The sequence below is a fragment of the Nocardioides abyssi genome (assembly GCF_030412915.1).
GTDB classification, from domain to species: Bacteria; Actinomycetota; Actinomycetes; order Propionibacteriales; family Nocardioidaceae; genus Nocardioides; species Nocardioides abyssi.
Window position 1 is genome coordinate 160,000 of sequence record NZ_JAUHJR010000003.1, and the last position, 26,857, is coordinate 186,856.

The 26,857-nt window shown below is 74.1% G+C and carries 29 protein-coding genes; 8 read left to right on the forward strand and 21 right to left on the reverse strand.

Annotated elements, in window-relative coordinates:
• Nucleotides 1–139 precede the first annotated feature (139 nt).
• On the reverse strand, nt 140–1,585 hold the full coding sequence (locus tag QWY29_RS09805; protein ID WP_300960543.1) for a glycine hydroxymethyltransferase: 1,446 nt from the start codon (nt 1,583–1,585) through the stop codon (nt 140–142).
• Between the two features lie 358 nt (nt 1,586–1,943).
• On the opposite strand from QWY29_RS09805, the gene QWY29_RS09810 reads away from it, so the two are divergent.
• The 5 genes from QWY29_RS09810 to QWY29_RS09830 all read left to right on the forward strand — a co-directional run bounded on the left by QWY29_RS09810 (nt 1,944) and on the right by QWY29_RS09830 (nt 6,624).
• Nucleotides 1,944–3,650, forward strand: coding sequence for a nitrite/sulfite reductase (locus tag QWY29_RS09810; RefSeq protein ID WP_300960544.1), 1,707 nt, complete (start codon nt 1,944–1,946; stop codon nt 3,648–3,650).
• Nucleotides 3,647–3,841: an eL43 family ribosomal protein gene (locus QWY29_RS09815; protein WP_300960545.1), complete on the forward strand. Its 195-nt coding sequence runs from the start codon at nt 3,647–3,649 to the stop codon at nt 3,839–3,841. The genes QWY29_RS09810 and QWY29_RS09815 overlap by 4 nt, the downstream gene beginning before the upstream one ends.
• Nucleotides 3,838–4,581, forward strand: coding sequence for a phosphoadenylyl-sulfate reductase (locus tag QWY29_RS09820; protein ID WP_300960546.1), 744 nt, complete (start codon nt 3,838–3,840; stop codon nt 4,579–4,581). Before QWY29_RS09815 ends, QWY29_RS09820 begins: the two co-directional genes overlap by 4 nt.
• A 91-nt stretch (nt 4,582–4,672) precedes the next feature.
• A complete protein-coding gene (locus QWY29_RS09825) occupies nt 4,673–5,416 on the forward strand; it encodes a sirohydrochlorin chelatase (RefSeq protein ID WP_300960547.1) in 744 nt (247 codons plus the stop codon).
• A gap of 35 nt (nt 5,417–5,451) precedes the next feature.
• A complete protein-coding gene (locus tag QWY29_RS09830) occupies nt 5,452–6,624 on the forward strand; it encodes a PLP-dependent cysteine synthase family protein (protein WP_300960548.1) in 1,173 nt (390 codons plus the stop codon).
• 10 nt (nt 6,625–6,634) lie between these two features.
• Here the strand turns inward: QWY29_RS09830 and QWY29_RS09835 are convergent, their stop codons facing one another.
• Both QWY29_RS09835 and QWY29_RS09840 read right to left on the reverse strand, forming a co-directional pair.
• On the reverse strand, nt 6,635–7,015 hold the full coding sequence (locus QWY29_RS09835; RefSeq protein WP_300960549.1) for a DUF3037 domain-containing protein: 381 nt from the start codon (nt 7,013–7,015) through the stop codon (nt 6,635–6,637).
• Nucleotides 7,012–7,800, reverse strand: coding sequence for a HipA family kinase (locus QWY29_RS09840; protein WP_300960550.1), 789 nt, complete (start codon nt 7,798–7,800; stop codon nt 7,012–7,014). The genes QWY29_RS09835 and QWY29_RS09840 overlap by 4 nt, the downstream gene beginning before the upstream one ends.
• 142 nt (nt 7,801–7,942) lie before the next feature.
• Here QWY29_RS09840 and QWY29_RS09845 point away from each other — a divergent pair, with 142 nt between their 5' ends.
• Nucleotides 7,943–8,635, forward strand: a complete 693-nt coding sequence (locus tag QWY29_RS09845) for a hypothetical protein (protein WP_300960551.1) — start codon at nt 7,943–7,945, stop codon at nt 8,633–8,635.
• Between the two features lie 116 nt (nt 8,636–8,751).
• On the opposite strand, the gene QWY29_RS09850 is transcribed toward QWY29_RS09845, so the two are convergent.
• The 7 genes from QWY29_RS09850 to QWY29_RS09880 all read right to left on the reverse strand — a co-directional run bounded on the left by QWY29_RS09850 (nt 8,752) and on the right by QWY29_RS09880 (nt 14,331).
• Nucleotides 8,752–9,606, reverse strand: a complete 855-nt coding sequence (locus tag QWY29_RS09850) for a regulatory protein RecX (protein ID WP_300960552.1) — start codon at nt 9,604–9,606, stop codon at nt 8,752–8,754.
• Between the two features lie 32 nt (nt 9,607–9,638).
• Entirely contained in the window at nt 9,639–10,688 is a 1,050-nt protein-coding gene (recA, locus tag QWY29_RS09855; protein WP_300960553.1) for a recombinase RecA, read from the reverse strand.
• A gap of 129 nt (nt 10,689–10,817) precedes the next feature.
• Nucleotides 10,818–11,240, reverse strand: coding sequence for a hypothetical protein (locus tag QWY29_RS09860; RefSeq protein WP_300960554.1), 423 nt, complete (start codon nt 11,238–11,240; stop codon nt 10,818–10,820).
• Nucleotides 11,237–12,376, reverse strand: a complete 1,140-nt coding sequence (locus QWY29_RS09865; RefSeq protein ID WP_300960555.1) for a molybdopterin-dependent oxidoreductase — start codon at nt 12,374–12,376, stop codon at nt 11,237–11,239. Before QWY29_RS09865 ends, QWY29_RS09860 begins: the two co-directional genes overlap by 4 nt.
• Nucleotides 12,377–12,383: 7 nt before the next feature.
• Nucleotides 12,384–13,040, reverse strand: a complete 657-nt coding sequence (locus QWY29_RS09870; protein WP_300960556.1) for a methyltransferase domain-containing protein — start codon at nt 13,038–13,040, stop codon at nt 12,384–12,386.
• On the reverse strand, nt 13,037–13,681 hold the full coding sequence (locus tag QWY29_RS09875) for a TIGR04282 family arsenosugar biosynthesis glycosyltransferase (RefSeq protein WP_300960557.1): 645 nt from the start codon (nt 13,679–13,681) through the stop codon (nt 13,037–13,039). The genes QWY29_RS09870 and QWY29_RS09875 overlap by 4 nt, the downstream gene beginning before the upstream one ends.
• Nucleotides 13,678–14,331 carry a glycosyltransferase family 2 protein gene (locus QWY29_RS09880; RefSeq protein WP_300960558.1) on the reverse strand — a complete coding sequence of 218 codons (654 nt, stop codon included), beginning with the start codon at nt 14,329–14,331 and terminating at the stop codon, nt 13,678–13,680. Before QWY29_RS09880 ends, QWY29_RS09875 begins: the two co-directional genes overlap by 4 nt.
• Nucleotides 14,332–14,392: 61 nt before the next feature.
• Between QWY29_RS09880 and QWY29_RS09885 the strand changes: the two genes are divergently transcribed.
• Complete coding sequence (locus tag QWY29_RS09885) at nt 14,393–15,754, forward strand: hypothetical protein (protein WP_300960559.1); 1,362 nt, start codon at nt 14,393–14,395, stop codon at nt 15,752–15,754.
• 118 nt (nt 15,755–15,872) lie between these two features.
• Here QWY29_RS09885 and QWY29_RS09890 read toward each other — a convergent pair whose 3' ends face one another.
• The 9 genes from QWY29_RS09890 to QWY29_RS09930 form a co-directional block, all read right to left on the reverse strand.
• A complete protein-coding gene (locus QWY29_RS09890; RefSeq protein WP_300960781.1) occupies nt 15,873–16,928 on the reverse strand; it encodes an NAD-dependent epimerase/dehydratase family protein in 1,056 nt (351 codons plus the stop codon).
• Nucleotides 16,928–17,716, reverse strand: a complete 789-nt coding sequence (locus QWY29_RS09895; RefSeq protein WP_300960560.1) for an S-methyl-5'-thioadenosine phosphorylase — start codon at nt 17,714–17,716, stop codon at nt 16,928–16,930. Before QWY29_RS09895 ends, QWY29_RS09890 begins: the two co-directional genes overlap by 1 nt.
• A 43-nt stretch (nt 17,717–17,759) precedes the next feature.
• Nucleotides 17,760–17,954, reverse strand: a complete 195-nt coding sequence (locus QWY29_RS09900) for a DUF3046 domain-containing protein (protein WP_300960561.1) — start codon at nt 17,952–17,954, stop codon at nt 17,760–17,762.
• 10 nt (nt 17,955–17,964) lie between these two features.
• On the reverse strand, nt 17,965–18,510 hold the full coding sequence (locus QWY29_RS09905; protein WP_300960562.1) for a DinB family protein: 546 nt from the start codon (nt 18,508–18,510) through the stop codon (nt 17,965–17,967).
• 188 nt (nt 18,511–18,698) lie between these two features.
• Entirely contained in the window at nt 18,699–19,505 is an 807-nt protein-coding gene (locus tag QWY29_RS09910; RefSeq protein WP_300960563.1) for an ABC transporter permease, read from the reverse strand.
• Complete coding sequence (locus tag QWY29_RS09915; RefSeq protein WP_300960564.1) at nt 19,502–20,326, reverse strand: ABC transporter permease; 825 nt, start codon at nt 20,324–20,326, stop codon at nt 19,502–19,504. The genes QWY29_RS09910 and QWY29_RS09915 overlap by 4 nt, the downstream gene beginning before the upstream one ends.
• Nucleotide 20,327: 1 nt before the next feature.
• Complete coding sequence (locus QWY29_RS09920; protein ID WP_300960565.1) at nt 20,328–21,284, reverse strand: ABC transporter ATP-binding protein; 957 nt, start codon at nt 21,282–21,284, stop codon at nt 20,328–20,330.
• A gap of 10 nt (nt 21,285–21,294) precedes the next feature.
• On the reverse strand, nt 21,295–22,338 hold the full coding sequence (locus tag QWY29_RS09925) for an alcohol dehydrogenase catalytic domain-containing protein (protein ID WP_300960566.1): 1,044 nt from the start codon (nt 22,336–22,338) through the stop codon (nt 21,295–21,297).
• Between the two features lie 33 nt (nt 22,339–22,371).
• Nucleotides 22,372–22,797, reverse strand: a complete 426-nt coding sequence (locus tag QWY29_RS09930) for a VOC family protein (RefSeq protein ID WP_300960567.1) — start codon at nt 22,795–22,797, stop codon at nt 22,372–22,374.
• Between the two features lie 103 nt (nt 22,798–22,900).
• Here QWY29_RS09930 and QWY29_RS09935 point away from each other — a divergent pair, with 103 nt between their 5' ends.
• A complete protein-coding gene (locus tag QWY29_RS09935; RefSeq protein ID WP_300960568.1) occupies nt 22,901–23,914 on the forward strand; it encodes a helix-turn-helix transcriptional regulator in 1,014 nt (337 codons plus the stop codon).
• On the opposite strand, the gene QWY29_RS09940 is transcribed toward QWY29_RS09935, so the two are convergent.
• The gene (locus QWY29_RS09940) at nt 23,850–24,509 is read right to left on the reverse strand and encodes a hypothetical protein (RefSeq protein WP_300960569.1); all 660 of its coding nucleotides are present in this window, start codon (nt 24,507–24,509) and stop codon (nt 23,850–23,852) included. The two genes, QWY29_RS09935 and QWY29_RS09940, sit on opposite strands and share 65 nt — an antisense overlap.
• A gap of 59 nt (nt 24,510–24,568) precedes the next feature.
• Nucleotides 24,569–26,767 carry a glycoside hydrolase family 3 C-terminal domain-containing protein gene (locus QWY29_RS09945; protein ID WP_300960570.1) on the reverse strand — a complete coding sequence of 733 codons (2,199 nt, stop codon included), beginning with the start codon at nt 26,765–26,767 and terminating at the stop codon, nt 24,569–24,571.
• Between the last annotated feature and the right edge of the window lie 90 nt (nt 26,768–26,857).

Here is a 26,857-nt window from a genome sequence, read left to right on the forward strand (position 1 = left end):
CGCGGGTCGTGTCGCTTCCCCCAGGTATGCGGACGAACCGTCACTCCCCTGGCTGAACACACCCTGGGACGTGACGGTTCACCGACATACCTTGATGAACCAGCACCCGCCCGCCGGCCCGGGCAGGCACCATCCCGCCTCAGGACAGCTCGAGGCCCGGGTAGAGCGGGTGCTTGTCGAGCATCTCGGCGGAGGCGGCCTTGACGCGGTCGGCCACGCCGTCACCCAGGGCGTACGACGCCTTCGAGGGGCCACCGGCCTTGGTGGTGCCCGGCTGGGTCTGGCCGAGGACGTCGACGATGAGCTCGGCGACGCGGTCGAACTCGTCGTGGCCGAAGCCGCGGGTGGTCAGCGCGGGGGTGCCGAGGCGGATGCCGGAGGTGTACCAGGCGCCGTTCGGGTCGTTCGGCACCGAGTTGCGGTTGGTGACCACGCCGGCGTCGAGCAGCGCCGACTCCGCCTGGCGGCCGGTGAGGCCGAAGGAGGAGACGTCGAGCAGGACGAGGTGGTTGTCGGTGCCGCCGGTGACGAGGTTCGCGCCGCGGGAGAGGAAGCCGTCGGCGAGCGACTTGGCGTTGTCGGCGACCTGCTGGGCGTAGGTCCGGAACGAGTCCTGGCGGGCCTCGGCCAGCGCGACCGCCTTGGCGGCCATCACGTGGGAGAGCGGGCCGCCGAGCACCATCGGGCAGCCGCGGTCGACGCTCGGGGCGTACTCCTCGGTCGCGAGCACCATGCCGCCGCGCGGGCCGCGCAGCGACTTGTGCGTGGTCGTGGTGACGACGTGGGCGTGCGGGACCGGGTCCTCGTCGCCCGTGAAGACCTTGCCGGCGACGAGACCGGCGAAGTGGGCCATGTCGACCATGAGCGTCGCGCCGACCTCGTCGGCGATCTCGCGCATCGTGGCGAAGTCCACGCGGCGGGGGTACGCCGAGTAGCCGGCGACCAGCACGAGCGGCTTGAACTCGCGCGCCTTCGCCGCGACCGCGTCGTAGTCGAGCAGGCCGGTCTCGGGGTCGGTGCCGTACTGCTGCTGGTGGAACATCTTGCCGCTGATGTTGGGGCGGAAGCCGTGGGTGAGGTGACCGCCGGCGTCGAGCGACATGCCGAGCAGCCGCTGGTTGCCGAGCTCCTTGCGCAGCGACTCCCAGTCGGCCTCGGTCAGCTCGCTGACGTTCTTGGCGCCGATCTTCTGCAGCGCGGGCGACTCGACCCGGTGGGCGAGGATCGACCAGAAGGCGACGAGGTTGGCGTCGATGCCGGAGTGCGGCTGCACGTAGGCGTACTCCGCGCCGAAGAGCTCGCGGGCGTGCTCGGCGGCGAGCGACTCGACGGTGTCGACGTTCTGGCAGCCGGCGTAGAAGCGGTGGCCGACCGTGCCCTCGGCGTACTTGTCGCTGAACCAGGTGCCCATCGTCATCAGCACGGCGGGCGAGGCGTAGTTCTCGCTGGCGATCAGCTTCAGCGAGGCACGCTGGTCGGCGAGCTCCTGCCGGGTGGCCTCGGCGATCCGCGGCTCGACCGAGGCGATCACCTCGAGGGCCTGGGAGTACGCGCTGCTGGTCAGGCGGGAGTGGTCGGCGCTCATGCGGTCCACCCTAGTGACGTCGCCGCAGGGGCGCGCGAGCGACCGAGCTGCGCGGACCGTGTGACGTGGGACGCACCCGAGCCGCTCGCCCCGCGGCAACAGGGGGCGCTCGTTCCACATCCTGAACAGGAGTCTCACATCATGAGAATCCGCCTTGTGGGACGCCCGTCCGTCCACTGAGACTCCTTGACATGGTCTCCGCTGCAACGCACGCCTTCCTCGTGGTCCGCCGCCACGTGGACCTCGGCCGTACGCGCAGCTCGATGTGTCGCCAGCGCTGACGACACCGAAGCCGAACGACCGCCCGCCGCGCCGCCCTCCTCGGGCCGCGCCGCACCCCAGCGCGAAGGACACACCCGTGACCGAGACCCCCACCCGCCCTGCCCCCAAGCCCCGCCCCAAGCGTGGTGAGGGCCAGTGGGCCCTGGGCTACCGGGAGCCGCTCAACAAGAACGAGCAGTCCAAGAAGGACGACAACCCGCTGAACGTCCGCGGGCGGATCATCAACATCTACTCCAAGCGCGGCTTCGACTCGATCGACCCCGCCGACCTCCGCGGCCGCTTCCGCTGGATGGGCCTCTACACCCAGCGCGCGCCGGGCTTCGACGGCGGCAAGACCGCGTCAGTGCCCGAGGAGGAGCTCGACGACCGCTACTTCATGCTGCGGGTCCGCTCCGACGGCAAGCTGCTCTCCCCCGCCGCCGTCCGCGCGCTCGGCACCATCGGGCAGGACTTCGCCCGCAACACCGCCGACGTCACCGACCGGGCCAACATCCAGTACCACTGGATCCGCGTCGAGGACGTCCCGACGATCTGGGATCGGCTCGACGAGGCCGGCCTGAGCTCGCTCGAGGCGTGCGGCGACTCGCCGCGGCCGTTCCTCGGCTCGCCGGTCGCCGGCGTCGCCACCGACGAGATCATCGACGGCTCCCCCGCCCTCGACGAGATCTTCCACCGCTACATCGGCAACCCCGACTTCTCGAACCTGCCGCGCAAGTTCAAGACCGCCGTCACCGGCCACCCCTCCCACGACGTGTCGCCGGAGACCAACGACGTCTCGTTCGTCGGCACCGTCCACCCCGAGCACGGCCCCGGCTTCGACCTGTGGGTCGGCGGCGGCCTCTCGACCAACCCGATGCTCGCCCAGAAGCTCGGCGTCTGGATCCCGCTCGCCGACGTCCCGGACGTGTGGGAGGGCGTGGCCTCGATCTTCCGCGACTACGGCTACCGCCGGCTCCGCTCGCGGGCGCGGCTGAAGTTCCTCGTCGCCGACTGGGGCGTGGAGAAGTTCCGCGAGGTGCTCGAGACCGAGTACCTCGAGCGCGAGCTCGTCTCGAACCCGTCCCCGGTCTCGCCGGTCGGCCACCGCGACCACATCGGCGTGCACGACCAGAAGGACGGCAAGAAGTACGTCGGCGTCGCGCCCACCGCCGGCCGGGTCTCCGGCACGATGCTGGTGCAGCTGGCCGACCTCATGGACGCCCACGGCATCGCGGGCGCCCGCCTGACGCCGTACCAGAAGATCGTGCTCATCGGCGTGGAGCCGGCCGCCGTCGAGGCCGTCGTCGAGGCCCTCGACGTCATCGGACTCTCGGCCCGGCCCTCGGGCTGGCGCCGCAACACGATGGCCTGCACCGGCATCGAGTTCTGCAAGCTCGCGATCGTCGACACCAAGGAGCGCGCGCGCCGCCTGGTCGACTCCCTCGAGGAGCGCTTCCCCGACCTGGACACCCCGATCACGGTCAACGTCAACGGCTGCCCCAACGCCTGCGCCCGCACCCAGGTCGGCGACATCGGGCTCAAGGGCCAGCTGGTCATGCACGACGGCGAGCAGGTCGAGGGGTTCCAGGTGCACCTGGGCGGCGCGACCGGCCTGGAGGCCAACTTCGGCCGCAAGCTGCGCGCCCACAAGGTCACCAGCGCCGGGCTCGACGACTACATCACCGTGGTGGTCACCAACTTCCTCGCCGAGCGCACCGAGGGCGAGACCTTCTCGGCCTGGGTGCACCGCGCGGACGAAGAGCTGCTGCGCGGCGAGCGGCAGCTGGCGGCGAGCGCGTCATGAGCGAGCGCGCAGGAACGCCGTACCACTGCCCGTTCTGCGGCGAGGAGGACCTGCGCCCGCACGAGGTGGTCTCCGAGACCGGCGAGGTGAGCAGCCCGCACGGCACCTGGGAGTGCCGCGGCTGCCTGCGCGCCTTCTCGCTGAAGATGCTCGGCCTGGTCCGTCCCGGCACCCCGGGGGTGGTCTCGTGAGCTTCACGACCACCACCGCCCGCAACTCCCGGGGCATCCAGACCGAGGGCCGCACCCCCGAGGAGCTGCGCGAGCTGGTCTCCCACTGGGGTGCCGAGCTCGAGCTGGCTCCGGCCGAGGTGATCATCGAGTGGGCCGCCGCGACCTTCGGCGAGCGGTTCTGCATCACCTCCTCGATGGGCGACGCCGCGCTGGCGCACCTGGCCTCGCGGGTCGTGCCCGGCATCGACGTGGTCTTCCTCGACACCGGCTACCACTTCGTCGAGACCATCGGCACCCGTGACGCCGTGGCCGCGACGATGGACGTCGACCTGCTGACGATCACACCGAAGCAGACCGTGGCCGAGCAGGACGCGGTGCACGGCAAGGACCTCTACAAGACGGACCCCGACCTGTGCTGCAAGCTGCGCAAGGTCCAGCCGCTCGCCGACGCCCTCTCGGGGTACGACGCGTGGGCGACCGGCCTGCGCCGGGCGGAGACCCACAACCGGGTCATCGCGCCGGTCATCGGGTGGGACGCGAAGAAGGGGAAGGTCAAGGTCTCCCCCCTCGCGCGCTGGAGCGACGAGCAGATGGAGCGCTACATCGCCGAGAACGGCGTGCTCGTCAACCCGCTCGTCTACGACGGCTACCCCTCGATCGGCTGCGCGCCGTGCACCCGCCGGGTCGCCCCCGGCGAGGACCCGCGCAGCGGCCGCTGGGCCGGCACGAACAAGACCGAGTGCGGGATCCACACGTGACCACCCGCCGCCGCTCCCTCCACCCCTGGACCCCCGACAGCGCCGTCGGCCGTCCGATCGTCGCCGCACCGTCTCGAAGGAGGCCGTCGTCATGACCGCTCCCGCCCTGGTCGCGCTCGCTCACGGCAGCCGTGACCCGCGCTCCGCCGCCACCATCACCGCGCTCGTCGCCGAGGTCCGGGCCATGCGACCGGACCTGCGGATCGAGCCGGCGTTCCTGGAGCTGTCCAAGCCGACGTTCGGCAAGGTCGTCGACAAGCTGGTGCGCGCCGGTCACGACGAGATCGTCGTGGTCCCGCTGCTGCTGACCGAGGCCCACCACGCCACCGTCGACGTACCCCGCGCGATCGCCGAGGTCACCGAGCGGCACCCGGGCCTGAAGGTCCGCGCGACCGACGTCCTCGGCCTGGAGCCGCGCTTCCTCGAGGTCCTCGACGAGCGGATGCGCGAGGCGCTCCGCGCCGCCCGGGTCCGCGAGCTCGACGCGCTGGTGCTGGCCGCCGCCGGCACCTCCGACGCGCTCGCCAACCAGTCGGTCGCGCGCCTGGCCCGCCTGTGGGGCGCCCACCACAAGCTGCCCGTGACCGCCGCCTTCGCCTCGGCCGCCCCGCCGGCCGCCGGCGAGGCCGTCCGCGCGTTCCGTGCGGAGGGCCGCCGCCACATCGCGGTCGCCTCGCTGTTCCTCGCGCCGGGCTTCCTGCCCGACCGGGTCTCCGAGCTCGCCCTCGAGGCCGGCGCCGTCGCCGTCTCCGAGCCGCTCGGCGCCCACCCCGAGGTCGCGCGCACCGTCCTGGCCCGCTACGCCGTCGGGGCCGTCGAGCTCGTCCCCGTCTGACCCGACGGGCCGGGGTCGGCCCTACCCTCGGGGGCATGGACGCCACCCCGCCGGCCGACAGCCCCTCCCTGACCGGGCTGCCCGGTCTGCCCGGTCTGCCCGGTCTGCCCGGTTTGCCCGGTCTGCACAGCGTCGTCCGCTGCGACACCTCTGCGCGGGAGTGGGTCAGCTGGGCGGTGGGGCGACTGGACGCCGACGCGCACCGCAGCGCGGACACCCACCTGCTGCGGCTGCCGGCGCCGGCGGCCGCGCCGGTCGGGGTCTACCTCAAGGACGAGTCGACCCACCCGACCGGCAGCCTCAAGCACCGGCTGGCCCGGTCGCTGGTGCTCTACGGGCTGTGCAACGGCGACATCGGCCCGCGCACCACGCTGGTCGACGCCTCGAGCGGGTCGACCGCGATCAGCGAGGCGTACTTCGCCCGCCTGCTCGGCCTGCCGTTCGTCGCCGTCATGACCCGCTCGACCAGCCCGAGCAAGATCGCCCTGATCGAGCGCGAGGGCGGTCGCTGCGAGCTCGTGGCCGACGCGGGCCAGGTGTACGCCACCGCGCAGCGGCTCGCCGACGAGTGCGACGGGCACTACCTCGACCAGTTCACCAACGCCGAGCGGGCCACCGACTGGCGGGGCAACAACAACATCGCCGAGTCGGTCTTCTCCCAGCTCGCCAAGGAGGAGCGTCCCGTCCCGGACTGGATCGTCGTCGGGGCCGGCACCGGCGGCACCAGCGCGACGATCGGTCGCTACGTCCGCTACCGCGGGCTGCCGACGCGGGTGGCGGTCGTCGACCCGGAGGGGTCGGCGTTCCTGCCGTCGTACGCCGGGGAGCCGGCCGGCTCGGTCGAGGCCGTCGGCTCACGCGTCGAGGGCATCGGGCGGCCGCGCGTCGAGCCGTCGTTCGTGCCGGGGGTGGTCGACCGGATGCTCGGCGTCCCCGACGCCGCCTCCGCGGCCGGGATGCGCTTCCTGGCCGAGCGCTTCGGCATGCGGGCCGGCCCGTCGACCGGGACCAACCTCTACGGCGCCCTCCAGCTGGCGCTCGAGGTGCGGGCCGAGCGCGGCCGGGGCAGCGTGGTCACGCTCATGTGCGACCGGTCGGACCGCTACGCCTCGACCTTCGCCGACGACGGCTGGCTGCTCGCCCAGGGCCTCGACCCCGCGCCGTACCTCGCGGAGCTCGAGCGGGCCTGGACGACGCTCACCGCCTGAGCAGGGCGGGTCAGCCGACGAGGCAGTCCAGGAGGTGCTCGAGCTGGCGGGCCGGGTCGGTGGTGACGCCGCCGTGCACCGGCCCGGGCTGGATCACCGTGCTCTTCGGCGCCTTGAGGAAGCCGAAGCGCTGGCCGATCGGGTGGGCGCCCGCCGCTCCCCCGCGCTCGTCCCCGGCGCAGACGCCCTCGACGAACCGCAGGGCGTCGCGCACCTGGTCGACGTCGATGCGCGCGTCCAGCGCCCGCAGCCGGTCGGCGTCGACGTCCCAGGCGACCTGGAGGAAGTCCTGGGCCTGGCAGTAGACGACGACGCCGACGTTGAGGAACTCCTCGCGGTCCACGCGCGGGACGCAGCGCAGCACGACGTACTGGTAGGCGAGCCGGGTCACCGGTCCACCCCCGCCGCACCCGGGAGCCACGCGCGCGTGCCGAGCCGGGCGGTGAGGAACGCGACGTACGCCGCCCGCACCTGCTCGGGCGTCTCGGCCCCCGGCACCGGCTCCAGCCAGGCGTCCGGCACCAGCGCCAGCACCTCGGGCAGGTCCTCGGGACCGAGCAGCCCGGCGATCTCGGCGTCCGCGGCCGGCAGCCGGTCGGCGTGCGCGGACAGGACGTGGTCGTCCATCCGCCAGGGCTGGACGGCGAACCGCTCGGCCGCGCCCTCCTTCTCGAGGGCGCCACCGGGCCAGCCGTGGTGGAAGTACAGCGACGCGCCGTGGTCGATGACCCACAGGTCGCCGTGCCAGACCAGCAGGTTGGGGTTGCGCCAGCTGCGGTCGACGTTCGCGCAGAACGCGTCGAGCCAGAGCACCTTGGCGGCGTCGTCCACGCCCGCGCCGCCCACCTCGCCGTCGAAGCCGAACGACCCGGGCAGGAAGTCGACGCCCAGGTTGAGCCCGACGCTGGCCACGAGCAGGTCCTGGACCTCCTCGTCGGCCTCGTAGCGGGCGATCTCGGCGTCCAGGTCGAGCACCACGAGCCGGGGTGTCCGCAGTCCGATGCGGCGGGCGATCTCGGCGACGACCACCTCGGCGACGAGGACGCGCACGCCCTGGCCGGCGCCGCGGAACTTGATGACGTAGGTGCCGAGGTCCTCGGCCTCCACGATGCCGGGCAGGCTCCCGCCCTCGCGCAACGGCGTGACGTAGCGCGTCACGGGGACCACGGGCAGCACCGGCGCAGCGTAGACGACGAGGTCGGCCGTGGGGCCAGGTGGGCTGGTGGGGTTTGGGAGGCGGATGCAGGAGGTAGGAGGGGCGGGCGGCTCGGGACGCTGCCCCCCTTCACCAGCACGAGAACAGAACAGGACCTCCCCCTTGCGCGTACGTCGCCTCCTCGCCGCCGTCGTCACGACCGGCCTCATCGCTCCGACCGCCGCCGTCGTCGCCACCTCCGCTCCCGCAGCGGCCGCGACCGCCACCCAGATCGTCAGCGGCTCCGAGGGCCGCTCCTGGCTCCACGTGAACAAGTACTCCGGGAAGGGCGCCGCGGTCTACAAGAGCGACACCATCTCGCTCTCCATCAACGTCGCCGACGCCGCCGGCGAGCAGGTCTACGACGGCGGCCTGACCGTCCAGCGGAAGCTGAAGAGCGAGAAGTCCTGGAAGACCATCGCTACCTCGACCTCGGCCTACCTCTACGACACCGTCAAGGTCCTCGGCACCGGTTCCTACCGGGTCCTCTACGCCGGCAACGCCGAGTACGCCCCGGCGTCGGCCCAGAGCTCGGTCAAGGCCCAGCGCGACGTCGACATCAACGGCATCAGCGGCCGCAAGACCGGCTTCGAGGGCAAGCTCAGCCCCAAGGCGAAGGTCAAGATCATCGTGAAGAAGAAGGTCGGCAAGAAGTGGAAGAAGTTCCGCACCGCCGCCTCCAACAACAAGGGCCGCTTCCGCGTCGTCCTGCCGGCGCCGGGTCGTCGCGGCGCGAAGTTCCGCTGGCAGATCACCTTCAAGGGCAGCAAGGGCTTCGCTGCCACGAAGATCACCGGCACGACCTACCGCTACTGAGCGGCGCTGGTCCTCAGTCCTGAGCACCAGCACAGCACCGACCTGACGGGTCGGGCACCCGGCTCCGGCCGGTGCCCGGCCCGTTCGGCGTCCCGCCCCCATGCCGGTACGCCGGGTCAGTCGAGGTCGGGCACGCCGTCGAGGTCGTCCGCGTCGTCCCGGCCGGCGTTCGCCAGCTCGTCGCGGACGACGGCGTACGCCAGCCCGCCGCCGTACCCCTTGCGGGCGAGCATGCCGACGAGCCGCCGCGTGGCCGTGACGTCGTCGACGCGGGCCAGCGAGCGGAGCTTGCGGCGCACCAGCGCGCGGGCCGCGGCCTCCTCGTCGGCCGGGTCGATCTCGTCCAGCGCCTCGCGGGCGACCTCGTCGGCGACCCCCTTGCGGCGCAGCTCCTGCGCCAGGGCCCGCTTGGCCAGCAGGCGGCCCCCGCTGGAGCCGGCCGAGCCGCGGCTGGCGATCCACGACCGGGCGAAGGCCTCGTCGTCGATCAGCCCGACCTCCTCGAACCGGTCGAGCAGGCGGTTCGCGAGGTCGGTCGGCACGTCCTTGGCCTCGAGCTTGTCGGCGAGCTGCTGGCGCGAGCGCGCCTGGCCGGTCAGCTGGTCGAGCAGGATCTTGCGGGCCACTGCCTCCGGGTCGGCCGGCGGCCCGGCCGCGACGGTGTCCTCGGGCGGCGGGGCGTCCGGGTCGCGGCGGCCGCGGCCGCGGCGGGTGCCGGTGGAGCGCTTGCCACGCTGGCCCGGCGGGTTTCGAGACGGGCGCTGCGCGCCCTCCTCAACCGGCCGGGACCCGCGGGCGGCCGGCCAGGCATCGACCGGCCGGGACTCGCGGGCCGCCAGCCACGGGTCGTCCGGCGGAGCGTCGTTCGGCCGGGGTTCCGGGGTGGACGCGCGTTGGGTCCACGCGTCCACCCCGTCGGAGACGTCACCGAGCCACGACGGAGGTGGCCGGTCGTCGCGGAAGTCGGGCACGAGCCCTCCTCAATGGTCCGCCGGCAGGCTGCTCAGAAGTCCTCGACGCCCACCGGCGCGGCCGGCAGATCTGCTTCGGCGTCGACGGTCGGGCCGACACCGAGCTTCTCGAGGATCTTCTTCTCCAGCTCGTTGGCGAGGTCGGGGTTGTCGCGCAGGAAGGTGCGCGCGTTCTCCTTGCCCTGGCCGAGCTGGTCGCCCTCGTAGGTGTACCAAGCGCCGGCCTTGCGGACCAGGCCCGCCTCGACGCCGACGTCGATGAGGCCACCCTCACGGCTGATGCCCTTGCCGTACATGATGTCGAACTCGGCCTGCTTGAACGGCGGGGCCACCTTGTTCTTCACGACCTTGACCCGGGTCCGGTTGCCGACCATGTCGGTGCCGTCCTTGAGGGTCTCGATGCGGCGCACGTCGAGGCGGACCGAGGAGTAGAACTTCAGCGCGCGACCACCGGTCGTGGTCTCCGGCGAGCCGAACATCACGCCGATCTTCTCGCGCAGCTGGTTGATGAAGATCGCGGTGGTCTTGGAGTTGTTCAGCGCACCGGTCATCTTCCGGAGCGCCTGGCTCATCAGGCGGGCCTGCAGACCGACGTGGCTGTCGCCCATCTCGCCCTCGATCTCGGCCCGGGGCACGAGCGCGGCCACCGAGTCGATGACGATCAGGTCGAGCGCACCCGAGCGGATCAGCATGTCCGCGATCTCCAGCGCCTGCTCACCGGAGTCCGGCTGGGAGACGAGGAGGGCGTCGGTGTCGACGCCGAGGTTCTTGGCGTACTCGGGGTCCAGGGCGTGCTCGGCGTCGATGAACGCCACGATGCCGCCGGCGCGCTGGGCGTTGGCCACCGCGTGCAGGGCGACGGTCGTCTTGCCCGACGACTCCGGGCCGTAGATCTCCACCACGCGGCCGCGCGGCAGGCCGCCGAGGCCGAGGGCGACGTCCAGGGCGATGGCCCCGGTCGGGATCACCTCGAGCGGGGCGCGCGTCTCGTCACCGAGGCGCATCACCGAGCCCTTGCCGAACTGCCGCTCGATGTTGGCGAGCGCTGTGTCCAGCGCCTTGTCGCGGTCTCCACCAGCCATGGGGGTCTTCCTCGTCTCTCGTCGGGTTGCAGGCACGTCTCCGACGCTAGAGCGAGCCACCGACAACGCCTGGTCAGCGTGTCGCGAGCTGTGGACGACCTCGCTCCGCGTCGTGCCTGTGCACAGAACCTAGCCCGAACGCGTGTTCGAACCACGCCCGACACGCCGCATCCGCACCAGCGTCGCAGCGACCACCCCCACCGCCACGAGCCCGGCCAGCACCAGCCAGCCGGACGTGTAGTCACGGTCGAGCAGCGTCGGGTTGTCCTCGCGCGCACCGAACCGGCCCAGCACCGGCACCGCCAGCAGCGTGACCGAGCCGAGCACGACCAGCCCGACAGCCGCCGGCCCGCGCGCCGCCCACGGCAGCCACCGGGAGCAGACCAGGCCGAGCAGCAGCACGACCGGCACGAGCACGCCGTCGTGCAGGACCGCCCCGCCGACCAGCCAGGTGGCCACGTCGACGAGGTCGGACTCGCGGGTGACCAGCAACCACACGCCGTACGCCGCCATCGCGACGCCCAGCGCGCCGAGCCCGAGCCGCGCGGTCACGCCTGCACCTCGAGCCGGTCGAGCCACTTGGTCTGGAGCACCCCGGGGCGGTTGGGGGCGATCAGGCGAGCGGGGTAGCCGTGGTCGAGGGCCAGCGGCTCGCCGCCGAGCGCCAGCGCGACGAGCGTGCGGTCGTCGTCGGCGAAGCCGCCCTGGAGCACCGTCGTGCGGAAGGGGCCGGACTCCTGGAGGGAGCGGACGACCACGTCGCTGCCCCGCGGCGCGCCGACCCGGTCGAGCAGGTCGCGCACGCGCACCCCGGTCCACGTGCCCGAGGCGCTCCACCCCTCGACGCAGGCGATCGGGAGCTCCTCGGTGCGCTGTTCCAGGGCGAGGAGCTCCTCGCGGGTCAGCCGGACCGACCGGTCGCCGTGGGTGACGGTCAGCGCCCAGCCGGGGGCGGTCGCGGCCGGCGTGACGCGGGCGGCGGCGGCGGACTTGTTGACCGGCAGGTCCTGGGGGCCGCCGCCGGAGCGGACGCCCAGCACGGAGACGTCGCGCAGCCAGGGCACGGACTGCCCGGCCGTGGCGAGCGCGGCGACGCCCGCGGCCAGCCAGGTGGAGCGCAGCAGGCCGCGGCGCGACAGCACCGAGGGCCGCTCCTCGCGCTCGAGCGGGCGGCGCAGCTCCTCGCGCACCACGGCCAGCTTCACGCCGACGTGCAGCACCAGCGACCCGACGGCGACCCAGGCGACGGCGTAGTGGCTGGTGCGGAAGGAGAAGGACCACGGGTACCACTGCGCGGAGTTGGCCAGGCCGGTCGCGAGCAGGAAGACGGCGGAGGCGACGAGCACCAGGATCGAGAGACGCTCGAGCGCGGTGACCAGCAGGTGGCGCACGTCGAGCCGGCCCGGCCGGTCGAGCAGGCGCGGGTAGACCGTCCACAGCTTGACCAGGAGGAGCGGCACCGCTGCCGTGCCGGTGACGACGTGCAGCCCCTGGGTCAGCCGGTAGCCCCAGGCCGGGCTGGTGGGGAACGGGATCGGCTGGGACGGCTCCTGCGCGTAGTGGCTGAGCAGCCCGGTCAGGAAGCAGATCGCGAAGCAGACGCCCAGCGCCGGCCCGACCCGGGCGGCGAGCGCCGGGCCGTGCAGCCGGGAGGTGAAGTCCTCCGGCGCCGGGACCCGCACCCTCACCGGGTCATCACGGGCGCGACGGCCCTCGCGGCGTCAGGACCGCGACCCAGCGGCCTCCGTGCTCGGCGGTCTCCCGCACCTCGAGGCCAGCGGACGCCGCCACCTCGGCCACGTCGTCGACGCCGAGGACGGCCCACCGGAAGGGCCGGCTGAGCGCCCCGTCGCACTGGAGCCGCGCCCAGGCCGAGCTGCGGCGCACCCCCGGGCCGGCCAGCTCGACGACGACGCGCCCGCCCCGGCCGAGCAGCGCCGCGGCGCGCGCGAGCAGCGCCTCGGGGTCGCCGCCGATGCCGATGTTGCCGTCGGCGAGCAGCGCGGTGAGCCAGAGCCCCTCCCCGGGCAGCCGGTCGGCGAGGACGTCGCGCCGCAGCGCGTCGACCCCGCGGTCGCGGGTCTGGCCGACGGCCTCGTGGACCACGTCGATCCCGAGCACGACGTGCCCGAGGTCCGACAGCGCCGCGGCCATCCGGCCCGGGCCGCAGCCGATGTCGAGCGTGGGGCCGTGGCAGTGGGCCAGGATCGCCCGGTCGTCGTCGTCGGCCTCGGCGGTCCACGACGCGACCGGCAGCGGCTCGGGCTCCTCGCCCAGGCCGACCACGGCGCAGGGCTGCCCGCGCAGCGCCGAGGCGAAGACGGTGGAGAAGGACTCCTCGGACAACGTCACGCCCGCACCGCCCGCCAGGTGTGGGCGAAGTGCGAGGACGGCGCACCCGCGGCGACCGCCTCGGCGTCGGCCAGCGTGTCGACGTCGCGCAGCACCGGCGCGGTCGCCGTGGTCACACCGGCGCTGGCCAGCGCGGCCCGCGTGTCGTCGTACGTCGTGGGGGTGGACATCTCGACGCCGGCCAGCACACGGGCGACGGAGGGGTCGCGCAGGCCCAGCACCCACCAGCCACCGTCCTCGGCCGGGCCGAGCACGCCGGGGTGCTCCGCCAGCGCGGCCGCGACGTCGAGCAGCAGCGCGGACGTGACCTGCGGGGTGTCCATGCCGACCTGGACGACCGGGCCGGGGCCCTCGGCGTGCGCGTGGGCGAGCCGCTCCGCGAAGCCCTCGCCGACCTGCGGGGTGACCCACCAGTCGGCGAGCCGGCGCCGGATCCGCTCGCCGTGGACGGCGTCGCCGAGGTCGCCGGCGAGCGAGAGGTGGCAGTGCTGCGGCCCGACGGCGTCGGCGCAGGCCGCCAGGGTGTCGAGCAGGGACGCGGCGGCGACCTCCGCGGCGAGGTCGGGGCCGACGTCGGCCGCCAGACGGGTCTTCACCAGGCCTGGGACGGGCGCCTTGGCGACGACGAGGACACGGGTCACTTCTCGAGCACCTTCCAGAAGTCGCGGGCGGCACGCACGGTGCCGCGCACCGAGCCGGACACCTTCGAGCGGGTGCCCTCGGCGCGGGGGTGGTAGGAGACGTCGCGCTCGGAGACGCGCCAGCCGCCGAGCGCCACCTTCTGCAGCAGCTCGACGGGGTAGCCGAAGCGACGGTCCTGGATGTCCAACGCGAGGAGTTCGTCGCGGCGTGAGATCCGGATGGGTGCGATGTCGTGCACGTCGGTCCCGATCCGGCGGCGCACCCACGCCAGGATCAGGGCGTTGCCGGCGCGGGCGTGCCAGGGCCACACGCCGCGGCGCACCGGACGGCGGCGGCCGACGGCCATGTCGTACCTGCCCGACCGGACGTCCTCGAGCAGCGGCAGCAGCTCCTCGGGGTCGAAGGACCCGTCGCCGTCCATGAAGGCGACGTAGTCGTGGGTCGCCGCGAGGAGGCCGGAGTGCACGGCCGACCCGTACCCGGGCACCGGCTCCTCCACGACCCGCGCCCCCAGCCGCCGCGCGACCTCGGCGGTGTCGTCGCTCGAGCCGTTGTCGACCACGACCACCGCGAACTCCGCCGGCACCCGCGGGAGCAGCGCGCCCAGCGCCGGCCCCTCGTCGCGGCACGGCAGGACGAGGTCGCACACCGACACGTCCTCGGACCCAGGCGCACTGCCCACCCTCAACCCCTCCTCGTAGGGTCGCCCCATGACCGCGACCCGCCGCGCCGGCCTCGGCCTGATGGTGGCCGCGGTCCTGGTCGCTGTTGCCTTCGCTGTACCCCGTTGGGCCGACTGGCAGGTCTGGCCGCGTGCACCCCGCTCGATGTCGGACCTGGCGATCCCGCCGCTGCACGGGTTGTGGGAGCCGACCTGGTTCGGTCCGGGCACGCTCCCGGCGGTCGTGCTGGCCCTGCTGGGGTGGCGGTACGCCGCCGGGCTGGCCGACCGGCTGCCGTGGCGGCGGCTGCTCCCGGCGGCGTACGCCGCGACGCTGGCGTGGATGCTCGCGCTCGCCCTCGTGGACGGCGAGTCGGGGCTGACCCGGGTGCTGGGCAGCGACGTGGAGTACCTCCCGACCGCCCGCGAGGTCGACGACGTCGGCGAGCTGCTGCGCACCTACGTCGACCGCATCCCCTACTCCGCGGCCCCCGACAACTGGCCCACCCACGTCGCCGGCCACCCGCCGCTGGCGCTGCTGTTCTTCGTCGGCCTGGTGCGCATCGGGCTCGGCGGCGACCTGGCCGCGGCGCTGGTCGTCGTGGTGCTCGCCGCCGCGACCGCTCCCCTGGTGCTGGCCACCGTGCGGGTGCTCGGCGCGGAGTCGGCGGCGCGGCGGGCGGCGCCGTTCCTCGTGCTGGCCCCGGCGGCGGTCTTCATGGCGGTCTCCGCCGACGCGCTCTTCGGCGCCGTCGCCGCCGCCGGGCTGCTGTGCCTGGCGCTGGGCGCCACCCGGTGGCGCGGTCGCCCCGGCTCCGGCGGCTCGTCGGTGTGGCCGGCCGTGGGCTGGTCGGTGCTGGCCGGCCTGCTGCTCGGCTGCTGCGTGCTGATGTCCTACGGCCTCGGCCTGCTCGCGCCCCTCGCAGTCGCGGTGCTGGTGCTGGGCCGGGCGTGGCAGCCGCTGCCGCTGGCGGCGGGCGCGGCACTGGTGGTGGTGCTGGGGTTCGCCGCGGGCGGGTTCGCGTGGTGGGAGGCCTACCCGGTGCTCCACGACCGCTACTGGGAGGGCATCGCGGCCGACCGCCCGGCGGCGTACTGGATGTGGGGCAACCTCGCCGCCCTCCTCGTCTGCACCGGTCCCCTCCTCGGCTCGGGGCTCGCGCTGCTCGGGCGCGACGCGTGGCGCCGCGAGCGCGTCGTCGTGCTGCTCGCCGGCGCTGCGCTGCTGGCCATCGCCGCGGCCGACCTGTCGCGGATGAGCAAGGCCGAGGTGGAGCGGATCTGGCTGCCGTTCGTGCCGTGGCTGGTGCTCACGACCGCGCTGCTGCCCGAGCGGTGGCGCCGGTGGGGGCTGGCGCTGCAGCTGGTCTTCGCGCTGGTCGTGCAGCACCTGCTCTACACGAGCTGGTGACCCGCTCGGCCGTCGACATCTCGGGGCAGTCCTGCACATATCGGGGCAGATCTGCCCCGATATGTGCAGGGGTCACCGGTTAACCGGTGACTCCTGCACCCCGACTGCACCCCGCCGGCTACGCCCGCAACGGCGCCGTGGCGAACGCGGGCAGCCCATCACGGGGGCGGACCTGGGCGGTGAAGCCGAGCTCGGCGCGGGCCCGCTCCGGCGAGGCGACGACGTGCCGGACGTCGCCGAGCCGGTACCCCCCGGTCACCTCCGGCTCGATCCGCCGACCGGACGCCTCGCCGGTCCCCTGCGCGACCAGCCGCGCGACGTCGAGGATCGTGACCGGCTCACCGGAGCAGACGTTGTACGCCGCGAACGAGCCACCGGAGGCGTCGGCCACCGCGTCGATCGCGGCCAGGTTGGCGCGGGCGACGTCGTCGACGTGGACGAAATCACGGGCCTGCACGCCGTCCTCGAAGACCTGCGGCGCCTCGCCCCGCTCGAGGGAGGAGCGGAACATCGCGGCGACGCCGGAGTACGGCGTGTCCCGCGGCATGCCGGGGCCGTAGACGTTGTGGTAGCGCAGCGCCACGGCGGCCGCGTCGGCCTGGCGGACCCACGCGGCGGCGTAGTGCTCCTGGGCGAGCTTGCTGGCGGCGTACGTGCTGCGCGGGTCCAGCCGCGCGTCCTCGTCGACGGTCTCCCAGGTGAGCGGACGGTCGCAGGTGGCGCAGTGGTTCTCGAAGTCGCCGGCGTCGAGCGCCTCGCGGCGCCGCGGCGGCGGGACCTGCACGCCGTGCTCGGGGCAGGCGTAGCGGCCCTCGCCGTAGACGACCATCGAGGAGGCCAGCACGAGCCGGTCGACGCCGGCCTCGTGCATGGCGGCCAGCAGCGCGGCGGTCCCGAGGTCGTTGTGGGCGGCGTAGTGCGGCAGGTCGGAGACGGTGACGCCGGCCCCGACCAGCGCGGACTGGTGGCACACGACGTCGACGCTGGTCATCAGGTCGGTCCACTCGGCCGCGTCGCGGACGTCGAGCCGGTGGGTGCCGGCGGGCGGCTCGGCCACGCCGTGGGCGTTCTCGAGCATGACGTCGACCCGGACGACCTCGTCGCCGCGCTCCTCGAGCTGGCGGCCGATGGTCGAGCCGATGAACCCGGCCGAGCCGGTCAGCAGCACCCGCATCACGGCACCTCGTAGGTCAGCTCGACGCCGTCGGCCCAGGTGCTGCAGGAGCACCCGTCGGGGTCGGGCAGCGCGGCGACCACGTCGGCCAGGAGGCCCTTGAGCCGCTCGAGGTTGTCGCGGAAGAGCGCGAAGACCTCCTCCTGGCCGACGCCCGACCCGTGCTCGACGCCGGCGTCCATGTCGGTGACCAGCGCGATCGCGGTGTAGCACTGGCGCATCTCGCGCGCGAGCGCCGCCTCCGGAGCGCCGGTCATGTTGATCAGGTCCCAGCCCTGCGCGGCGTAGTGCTGCGACTCGGCGCGCGTCGAGAAGCGGGGCCCCTCGACCACGACCATCGTCCCGCCGTCGCGGATGCCCTCCCCCGCGCCCACCACGGTCCGGCGCAGCCGGTCGCAGTAGGGGTCGGCGAACGGCAGGTGCACAGCACCGGACTCCACGAAGCTGCCCACCCGGCGGTGGGTGCGGTCGACGAGCTGGTCGGGCACGACGACGTCACCGGGCGCGACGGTCTCGCGCAGGCCGCCGACCGCGCACGGCGCGAGCACCTGGCGCACGCCGAGCGAGCGCAGCGCCCAGGCGTTGGCGCGGTAGTTGATGCCGTGCGGCGGGTGCGCGTGGTCCGCACCGTGCCGCGGCAGAAACGCGACGCGACGGCCGGCGACGGTCCCCACCGCGAGCGGCGAGGAGGGCGCGCCGTACGGCGTCTCGACCGCGACCTCCTCGGGGTCGTCGAGGAACGAGTAGAACCCGGTGCCGCCGATGACGGCCACGTCTGCGCTGGTCATGGCGCCACTGTGCCCGCTCGGGCGGTCGAGGACGCCTGCGGGCTCACTTCTCGGTGGCGGGCAGCTCCAACGCGGCCCACACGGCCCGCCAGACCTCCTTGGGCGTCATCCCCGCGTCGAGCGCCTCGCGGGCGGTGCGCCCGCCGAGCTCGGACATCACGAACTGGTCGGCCCACACCTCGCAGTAGCCGCGGCCCAGCTGCTTCTCCAGGCGCGCCCAGAACTCGGTGTGTCGCATGCGCCCATTCTCACCGCCCGGCCAACCGCACGTCCCAGCGGTGGTGGACCACGTCGTGCAGGTGGTAGCGGGCCAGGGTGTCGAGGGTGAACGCGCTGCCGTTGCTGCGCAGGCCCGGCCGCTGCCACGCGTCGTCGGGGACGGCGTCGTACGCCGCCGCCACCTGCTCCGCGGCCTCGGTGAGCTGCGGCAGCACGACCTCGGGCCGCTGCCGGTCGTAGCGGTCCTCGACCGCGGTGGCGTCCTGGTCCCAGTTGGCGAAGGTCGGCCCGTCCTCGGCCAGCACCAGCGCGACCCGCTCGGCGAAGACGCTGTGGACGTCGCGGACGTGGCAGGCGTACTCCGTCGGCGACCAGGTCCCCGGGTGCGGGCGCTCGGTGGCCCGCGGCCGGGCCAGCACCTCGGCCCAGGCGGCCGCGTCCTCGCGCACCAGCGTCCCGAGCCGCTCGCGGTCCACCGACGCGGCGTCGTACCCGCACTCGGGGCAGGGCCGCTCCAGCACCCACGTCCAGTCCTTGGTGTCCGGCTCAGGTGCCTCGGGTGCGGGTGTGGTCATGACCGCATCCTCGCGGCCCGGGGCCGTGGGCGCCGCCGACTTCCTGCCGTCGTCCGTCAGGATGCCGCCATGCCTGCGCCCGGTGGGCCGCACCACGACCGCTGGGTCGACACCGAGCTCCGGGCAGCGTCGGCTCCTACCCGGGCGCGGCCGACCACCCACCCGTCGAGCGACCGACCCGGGCGGGGTCAGGTGAGCAGCAGCGAGTCCAACCGGCGGCGGACGACGTACAGCCCGACGAGCCCCATGACGACGAGGTAGACCACCGAGACGGCCGACGCCCACGACAGCGCGCCGGTGGTGAGCTCGCGGCACAGCACGACCCCGCGGTAGAGCGGGGTGCACTCGACCACCCAGCGCAGCCAGCCGTCGAAGGCGGTGATCGGGAAGAACGTGGCCGAGAAGAGGAACAGCGGCACCTGGACGAGGGTGATCTTGTCGAAGTCCTGCCAGCTCTTCATGAAGGTCGTCAGCGCCATGCACACCGCGCTGAACGCGAAGCCGATGAGCAGCGCCGCCGGCAGCGCGAGCAGCGCCCACCACGAATCGATGAGCCCCATCGCGAGCATGACGAGCAGGAACGCCGCGGAGTAGCTGCCGCCGCGCAGCTGGCCCCAGACGATCTCCGAGCGCGCGATGTCGGAGGTGGTCAACGGGGTCGCGAGAACCTGGTCGTAGAGCTTGTCGTACTTCAGCTTGAAGAAGACGTTGTAGGTGCTGTCCAGCAGCGCGCCGTTGAACGCCGACGCGGCGAGCATCGCTGGCGCGACGAACGCGGCGTACGGCACCTCCTGGCCGTTGAAGGTGAAGGAGTCGATGAGCTGGCCGACGCCGATGCCGATCGAGAACAGGTAGAAGACCGGCTCGAGGAAGCCGGTGAGGAAGAGCTTCCAGTGCTCGCGGTAGACGATGTAGTTGCGCAGGACGAGCAGCCGCAGCGCCTGCCAGGCGGTCGGCGGCGGGAGCGGCTCGCGCGGGGTGAAGACGTCGCTCACGAGACCAGCCGCTTCCGCAGGCCGGTGACCGACCAGGACCAGCCGAGGACGCACAGGACGAGCAGCACGGCGACGTTCACGCCGGCGAGCCACCAGGTGACGTTGTCCAGGGCGAACATGCGCGAGAGGTTGACGCCGTGCCACAGCGGCGTGAGCCGGGCGACCCACGACCCGACCCCGCCGAGGTTGTCGACGGGGAAGAACGCGCCGGAGAAGAGGAACAGCGGGAAGACGCCGAGCCGGAAGAGGAGCCCGAACGCCGACTCCGACTGCAGCCGTGCGGTAACGCCGTAGACGAGCCCGGCGAAGGCCATGCCGGTCAGCACCTGGGCGAGGAAGGCGAGGAACGGCCCCCACCACGACTCGTAGACGCCGAACGGCGCGAGCACCGCGGTGAAGACCGCGCACGTCGTGACCAGCCGGAACAGCACGAAGCCGAGCGTCGCCCCGACCAGGTGGCTGACCTGGAGCGGGGTCGCGAGCATCGAGTCGTAGACCTTCTGCCACTTGATCAGCCCCATGACGGGGTACGTCGTCTCCCCCACGGCGGTCTGCATGGCGTGGGCCGCGATGAGGCCGGGGACGACGAACGCGAGGTACGACGAGGCGCCCTCGAGCTGGTCGGGGTCGCCCTCGATGAACCCGCCGAGGATGACGCCCATCGCGACGACGTAGAACAGCGGGGCGAGGAACGAGCTGACCACCGAGGAGCGCCAGGTGCGGCGGTAGACCGTCCACCAGTAGTCGGCCTGCCGCGCGATGCCGGTCCACAGCGGCAGGTCGCCGCGGGTGTCGGGGGCGGTGCGGTCCGTCGCGGCCACCTCAGTCCACCAGCGTCCGGCCGGTGAGCCGCAGGAACACGTCCTCCAGCGTCGAGCGCCGCACGAGCGTCGCCACCGGCCGCAGGCCGCGCTCGACCGTCTTGGCCACGACCTCCTCGCCGTCGGCGCTGTAGACGAGCAACCGGTCGGGCAGCACCTCGACCCGCTCACCGAGGTCAGCGACCTTCTCCGCGATCGCCTCGTGCGAGCCGCCCTCGGCGGCGACGCCGAAGCGCAGCTCGGCCACCTCGCGGGTGGAGTGCTCGCGGATCAGGTCCAGCGGCGACCCCTCGGCCGCGACCACGCCCTTGTCCATGACGACGAGCCGGTCGCAGAGCTGCTCGGCCTCGTCCATGTAGTGCGTGGTGATGACGAGGGTGACGCCGGCCTGCTTGAGCCGGAACAGGCGGTCCCAGAGCACGTGCCGCGCCTGCGGGTCCAGCCCGGTCGTCGGCTCGTCGAGGAGCAGCAGGTCGGGTCGGTTGACCAGCGAGCGGGCGATGGTGAGCCGCCGCTTCATGCCGCCGGAGAGGTCCTCGACCTTGGCGTCGGCCTTGTCGGTCAGCTGCACGAACTCCAGCAGCTCGTCGACCCGCTCGCGCACCTCCTTCTTCGGCATCCCGAAGTAGCGGCCGTAGATGTAGAGGTTGTCGCGGACGTTCAGCTCGGTGTCGAGGGTGTCCTCCTGCGGGCAGACCCCGAGCCGGCTGCGGATCGCCGGGCCGTCGACGGCCGGGTCCATCCCGAGGATCCGCAGCTCGCCGCCGCTGACCGGCGAGACGGCCGCGACCATCCGCATGGTCGAGGACTTGCCCGCCCCGTTGGGGCCGAGGAACCCGAACGCCTCGCCGCGACGCACGTCGACGTCGATCCCGCGCACCGCCTCGAAGTCGCCGAAGGACTTGCGCAGCCCGCGCGCGCGGATCATCGAGGCGGGGGCGGCGGGTTCCGAGCACATGGGCGGGACTCTAGGACCGACCGGGGACGACGACGGTGATGCCGGGGCCGGCGGCGCCCGGAGTGCCCAGCGCCGCCAGGGCTGCGGGCGCCTCGGCCAGCCCGATCCGGCGGGTGACGAGCGCGGCCGGGTCGAGCGTGCCGGCGGCGACCAGGGCGAGCATCGCGGGGTAGTCGGCCGCCGACATGCCGTGGGAGCCGAGCACCGCGAGCTCCTGGGCGACCACGACGTCCATCGGCAGCGGCGGGGCCGCGTGCTCGCCGAGCAGCAGCCCCACCTGGACGTGCCGCCCCCGGCGCCGCAGCGAGCGGACCGAGGCCGCCGCCGTCGCCGCCGAGCCGACGGCGTCGACCGAGACGTGTGCTCCCCCGCCGGTGAGGTCGCGCACGGCGTCCGCGACCGGCACGCCGGCGGGGTCGACCACCTCGGCACCGAGGGCGCGGGCGGCCTCGCGGGCGGCGGGGTCGAGGTCGGTGGCCACGACCGAGGCGCCGAGCGCGACCCCGATCATCACCGCGGACAGCCCGACGCCGCCGCAGCCGTGCACCGCGAGGTGCTGGCCGGCGCGTAGGTCGCCGTGGGCGCGGAGGGCGCGGTACGACGTCGCGAACCGGCACCCGAGCGCCGCCGCCGCGTCCAGCCCGAGGTCGTCGGGCACCCGGACCAGGTTGGTCGCCGCGGCCGGCACGACGACGCGTTCGGCCCACGACCCGGCGTACGTGAACCCCGGCTGCTGCTGGTCCGGGCACACCTGGTGCTCCCCCGCGGCGCACCACGCGCAGCGCCCGCACGCGACGACGAACGGCACCGTCACCCGGTCGCCGACCGACCAGCCTGCGACGTCCGGCCCGACCTCGGCGAGCGTCCCGGCCAGCTCGTGGCCGGGGACCATCGGCAGCGGGACGGGGTCGTGGCCCTGCCAGGCGTGCCAGTCCGACCGGCACACCCCGGTCGCTGCCACCTGCACCACGACCCCGTCGGCCGGGCAGGCCGGCTCCGCCACGTGCTCGACGACCGGCTGCTCGCCGTACGCCCGGTAGACCACCGCATCCATGCGCCGGAGCGTAGGAGACCGGCCGGGGACGGCTCAGGCGGGCTGGTACGCCGCCGCGACGTCGAGCACCCAGGTGACGCCGAACCGGTCGCGGACCATGCCGTAGAGCGGCGCCCAGCCCGCCGGCGCGAGCGGCACGACGACGGTCCCGTGCTCGACGAGCCGCTCCCAGTGGCCGGTGACCTCGTCGGCGTCGTCGCCGCGGACGGAGACGAAGTAGGACCCCTGGCCCTGCTCCCAGGGCAGCGCGGAGGGGACGTCGTAGGCCATCACGCGGAAGCCGGCCTCGGAGACGACCTGGCCCCACATGACCTGGTCGGCCTCCGCCTCGTCCTGGGCGGCGGAGGCGTCGCGGTAGGTCACGACGGTCAGCTCGCCGCCGAAGACCGAGTGGTAGAGCTCGAGCGCGGCGCGGGCCTCGCCGCGGAGGTTGACGTGGGTGGTGGTGCTGATCGACATGGGTTCTCCTTCGAGGATGTCGCCGGGCCGGTCGGCCCGACGGCACGCACTCAACCCGGCGATCAGGTCAGGTCCTGTCCGCTCCGTGCGGCAGGCTGTTCCCGTGTCCACCACCGGCCGGCTGCTCGCCCTGCTGTCGCTGCTGCAGGCGCGCCGCGACTGGCCGGGCCCGGCGCTGGCACGGCGGCTCGAGGTGAGCGAGCGGACGGTACGCCGCGACGTCGAGCGGCTGCGCGACCTCGGCTACCCGATCGAGGCGGCGCGCGGACCCGACGGCGGCTACCGGCTCGGCGCCGGTCCCGACCTGCCGCCGCTGCTGCTCGACGACGGGCAGGCGGTCGCGCTCGCGGTCGCGCTGCAGACCGCGACCGCGTCCGGCGCGGCCGTCGCCGACGACGCCGCCCGGGCGCTCGCGACCGTCCGGCAGGTCATGCCGTCGCGGCTGCGCCACCGCGTCGACGCGGTGCGGGTGTCGACGGTCGGACGCGGCGGCACCGACCGGGCGGACCCGGCAGCGGACCCCGGGGTCATCGCCGCGCTGACCACGGCCGTGCGCGACCGCGAGGTGGTGCGCTTCGACCACCGCCCGGTCGACGGCGGCACGGACGGTCAGCTCGACCCCGACATCCAGCCCCGCCGGGTCGAGCCGCACCACGTGGTGACCCGGGCGGGCCGGTGGTACCTCGTCGGCTTCGACCTCGACCGCGACGACTGGCGGGTCTTCCGCGTCGACCGCATCGCGCTGCGCACGCCGAACGGTCCGCGCTTCGCGCCGCGTGACCTGCCCGGCGGCGCCGACGTGGCGGCGTACCTGAACGGGCGGCTCCAGGGGTCGACGACCGGTGCCGGGTGGCCGTGCCGGGGCGAGGTGGTGCTCGCGCTCCCGGCGGCGGAGGTCGTCCCGTTCGCCGCCGACGGCCTGGTCGAGGCGCTCGGACCCGACCGCTGCCGGCTCGTCGTCGGGTCGTGGTCGTGGGCCGGGCTGGTCGCGCTGGTGGCCCGGTTCGAAGCGGACTTCGAGGTCGTCGGCCCGCCGGAGCTGCGCGACGAGGTCAGACGGACGGCCGAGCGGCTGGCGCGGGCAGGGGCTCGAGCGGGACCTCCTTCGCCCACCTGACCTCGCCGTCGGCGTCGACGTGGACCATGGCCAGGCGCAGGTCGCGCTCCGGGGCCGACGTGGGCGGTGCTGCCCGGGGCAGGCGGTACACGAGCGTGCCGGTGCCCTCGGTCCGCGCCCGGAGGCCGAGCGCCTGGTGGTCCGAGGTCCAGCCACCGGCCACCCGCCGCTCGGCGGTCCCCGACAGCCACGGGTAGTGCTCGGACAGCGCGTGGTAGGCGCCCGACCAGTCCGCACCCGTCTCCTCGCCCGGGGCCCAGGCGCTGTCGGCCGGGACCGGACGGGCCGGCTCGACGCGGCCGTCGAGGAGGACGAACTCGTACCAGCCGTCAGTGTCGGGCGAGCCCGACCACTCCACCCGCACGGCGACGCCCTTCGGCCCCGGCAGGGCCGGCCGCCGCGGCCCGCCCGCCGCCTCCACCGCGTCCGCGAAGGCCCGGCCGCGGGCCGCCGCCACCTGGGCGCCGACCTGCACGTCGTCGCCGCCGTGCGCCCACTCCTGGTCGCGACGGTGGTCGCGCACCCACACCACGGCGACCAGCGCCGCGACCACGACCAGGGCGACCACCGCCGCCCACGTCCGACGCCCTGTCATCCGACGTCCCGTCATCCCGCTCCCCTCGCTTGCGGGCCGGCCGAGCCCGGCCCCGCGGCTCAGCGTGCCATCCGCACGGCGCCGCGCAGGCGCAGGTCGCGCGAGTGCGGCCCGACGAGCACCCCTTGCCGGCCGGGCTCGACCTCCCACCGGTCGCGCCGGCCGTCCCAGTGCGCGAACGCGCGCCGGTCGAGGCGGACGGCGACCCGGGTCGACCGGCCCGCGGCCAGGCGCACCTTGCGGAAGCCCTTCAGCTGGCGCGGCGGCTCCCCGCGGCCGGCCGGCGAGGCGACGTACACCTGCGGCACGTCGGCACCGGCCCGCTCGCCGGTGTTGGTGACGCGGAAGCTCACGACCGCGCCGGCGCCGGCGCGCCGCACGGCCAGGTCGGAGTAGCGGAACCGGGTGTAGCCGAGGCCGTAGCCGAACGGGAACATCGGCTCCTTCCGCTTGGCGTCGAACCAGCGGTAGCCGACCAGCAGCCCCTCGGAGTACGTCGCCCGGCCGGCCCGGCCGGGGTACTGCGCCTGGGTGAACGGGACCTGCCGCTCGGTGGTCGGGAACGTCTGGGGCAGCCGGCCGCCGGGCTCGCGGACGCCGTAGAGCACGTCGGCGAGGGCGTTGCCGTGCTCGAGACCGCCGTACCACGGCACGAGCACCGCGCCGGCCTTGTCAAGCCACGGCATCCGCACCGGGCCGCCGACGTCGAGCACCACGACGGTCCGCGGGTTGGCGGCGGTCGCCGCCTCGATCATCCGCTCCTGCTCTATGGGGATCGCGCTGCAGAAGACGGTCAGGCACACGCTGGGCCGCAGGCCGAGGTCGGGCCGGTCGGAGCCCTCGGTGGCGCCGTCGGTCGCGACCACGACGGCCACGTCGGCGGCCGCCGCGGCCAGGCGGGCGTCGAGGCCGGAGGAGCCCTCGACGTACACCACGCGGTCGCCGTTGCGGGCGGCCTGCGCGAGGATCCCCTGCAGCGGCGAGACCACGCGCGGCGGCAGGCCCGAGCCGTGGGAGGAGCCGCCGCCGGCCGTGCCGTTGGCGGCCCCGACGGGGTTGGCGGCCCAGCCGATGACCGCGATGGTGCGGCCGCCGGAGCGGTCGAGCGGGAGCAGGCCCCGGCGGTTCTTCAGCAGGACCGTGCCCTCGGCCGCGACCCTGCGAGCGAGGGCGAGATGAGCGGGCGAGCTGACGTCCCGCAGGAACGGCAGCAGTCCGGGCCGCACCGGCTCGTCGAAGAGGCCGTGCTCGAACATCGGGCGGACGATGTTGCGCACCATGTCGTCCAGGCGCGCCCGGGTCAGGTCGCCGCTGCGCAGCGCCGCCCGCAGCTGGTCGGCACCGAAGAACCGGTTGCCGGCGCCGTAGATGCCACCGGTCGGCAGCGGGCTCGCGACGGCATTCATCTCCAGGTCCAGCCCGGCCATCGCGGAGCGGGCGGTGGAGTGCACCGCGCCCCAGTCGGAGACGACGAAGCCGTCGAAGCCCCAGTCGTCGCGCAGCACCCGGGTGAGCAGCGCGTCGTTCTGGCAGGCGTAGGGGCCGTTCACCCGGTTGTAGGCGCACATGACCGACCCGACCCGGGCCTCCTTGACCGAGGCCTCGAACGCCGGCAGGTAGATCTCCCGCATCGCCCGCTCGCCGACGCGGGCGTCGACGGTCATCCGGTCGGTCTCCTGGTTGTTGACCGCGAAGTGCTTCGCGTCGGCCAGCACCGGGTTGTCCTGGATGCCCCTGATGACCGCGACCGCGGTGCGGGCGGCGAGGTGCGGGTCCTCGCCGAAGTACTCGAAGTTGCGGCCGCCGAACGACGTCCGCGCGATGTTCATCCCCGGCGCGAGCATCACGTTGATGCCCTTGAGGTGGGCCTCCGTGCCGATCGCCCGGCCCAGCCGGCGCTGGAGCGAGGGGTCCCAGGTCGAGGCCTGCGCGACACCGGAGGGGAACGTCGTCGTCGCGATCTGCAGACCGGCGACCCCCGAGCCGGCGTCGCTCAGCACCAGGTCGGGGATGCACAGCTCCGGCGTCGCGCCGACGTGGCCGGCCGTGCCGTAGTAGAGGAACCACGGCGGGTCGTCGAAGGTGAGCATGTGGAGCTTCTGCTCCAGGTCCATCGCCGCCACCAGGGCGTCGGCGCGCTCGTCTGCGGTGTCACCGCGGTCCATCCAGGCCGCGCACCGGGCCGGCGCGGCAGCAGCCACCGCCCCGCCTCCGGCCACCGGCGCGATCGCGCCCGCCCCCGCGACGACCGTCGCCACCGCTGCCGCCACCGCACTCGCCAGACGTCTTGTCACGCGTCGTACAACGGCGTGTGGTGACAGCAGTCACGCAGGCGGGGCACGCCGGGC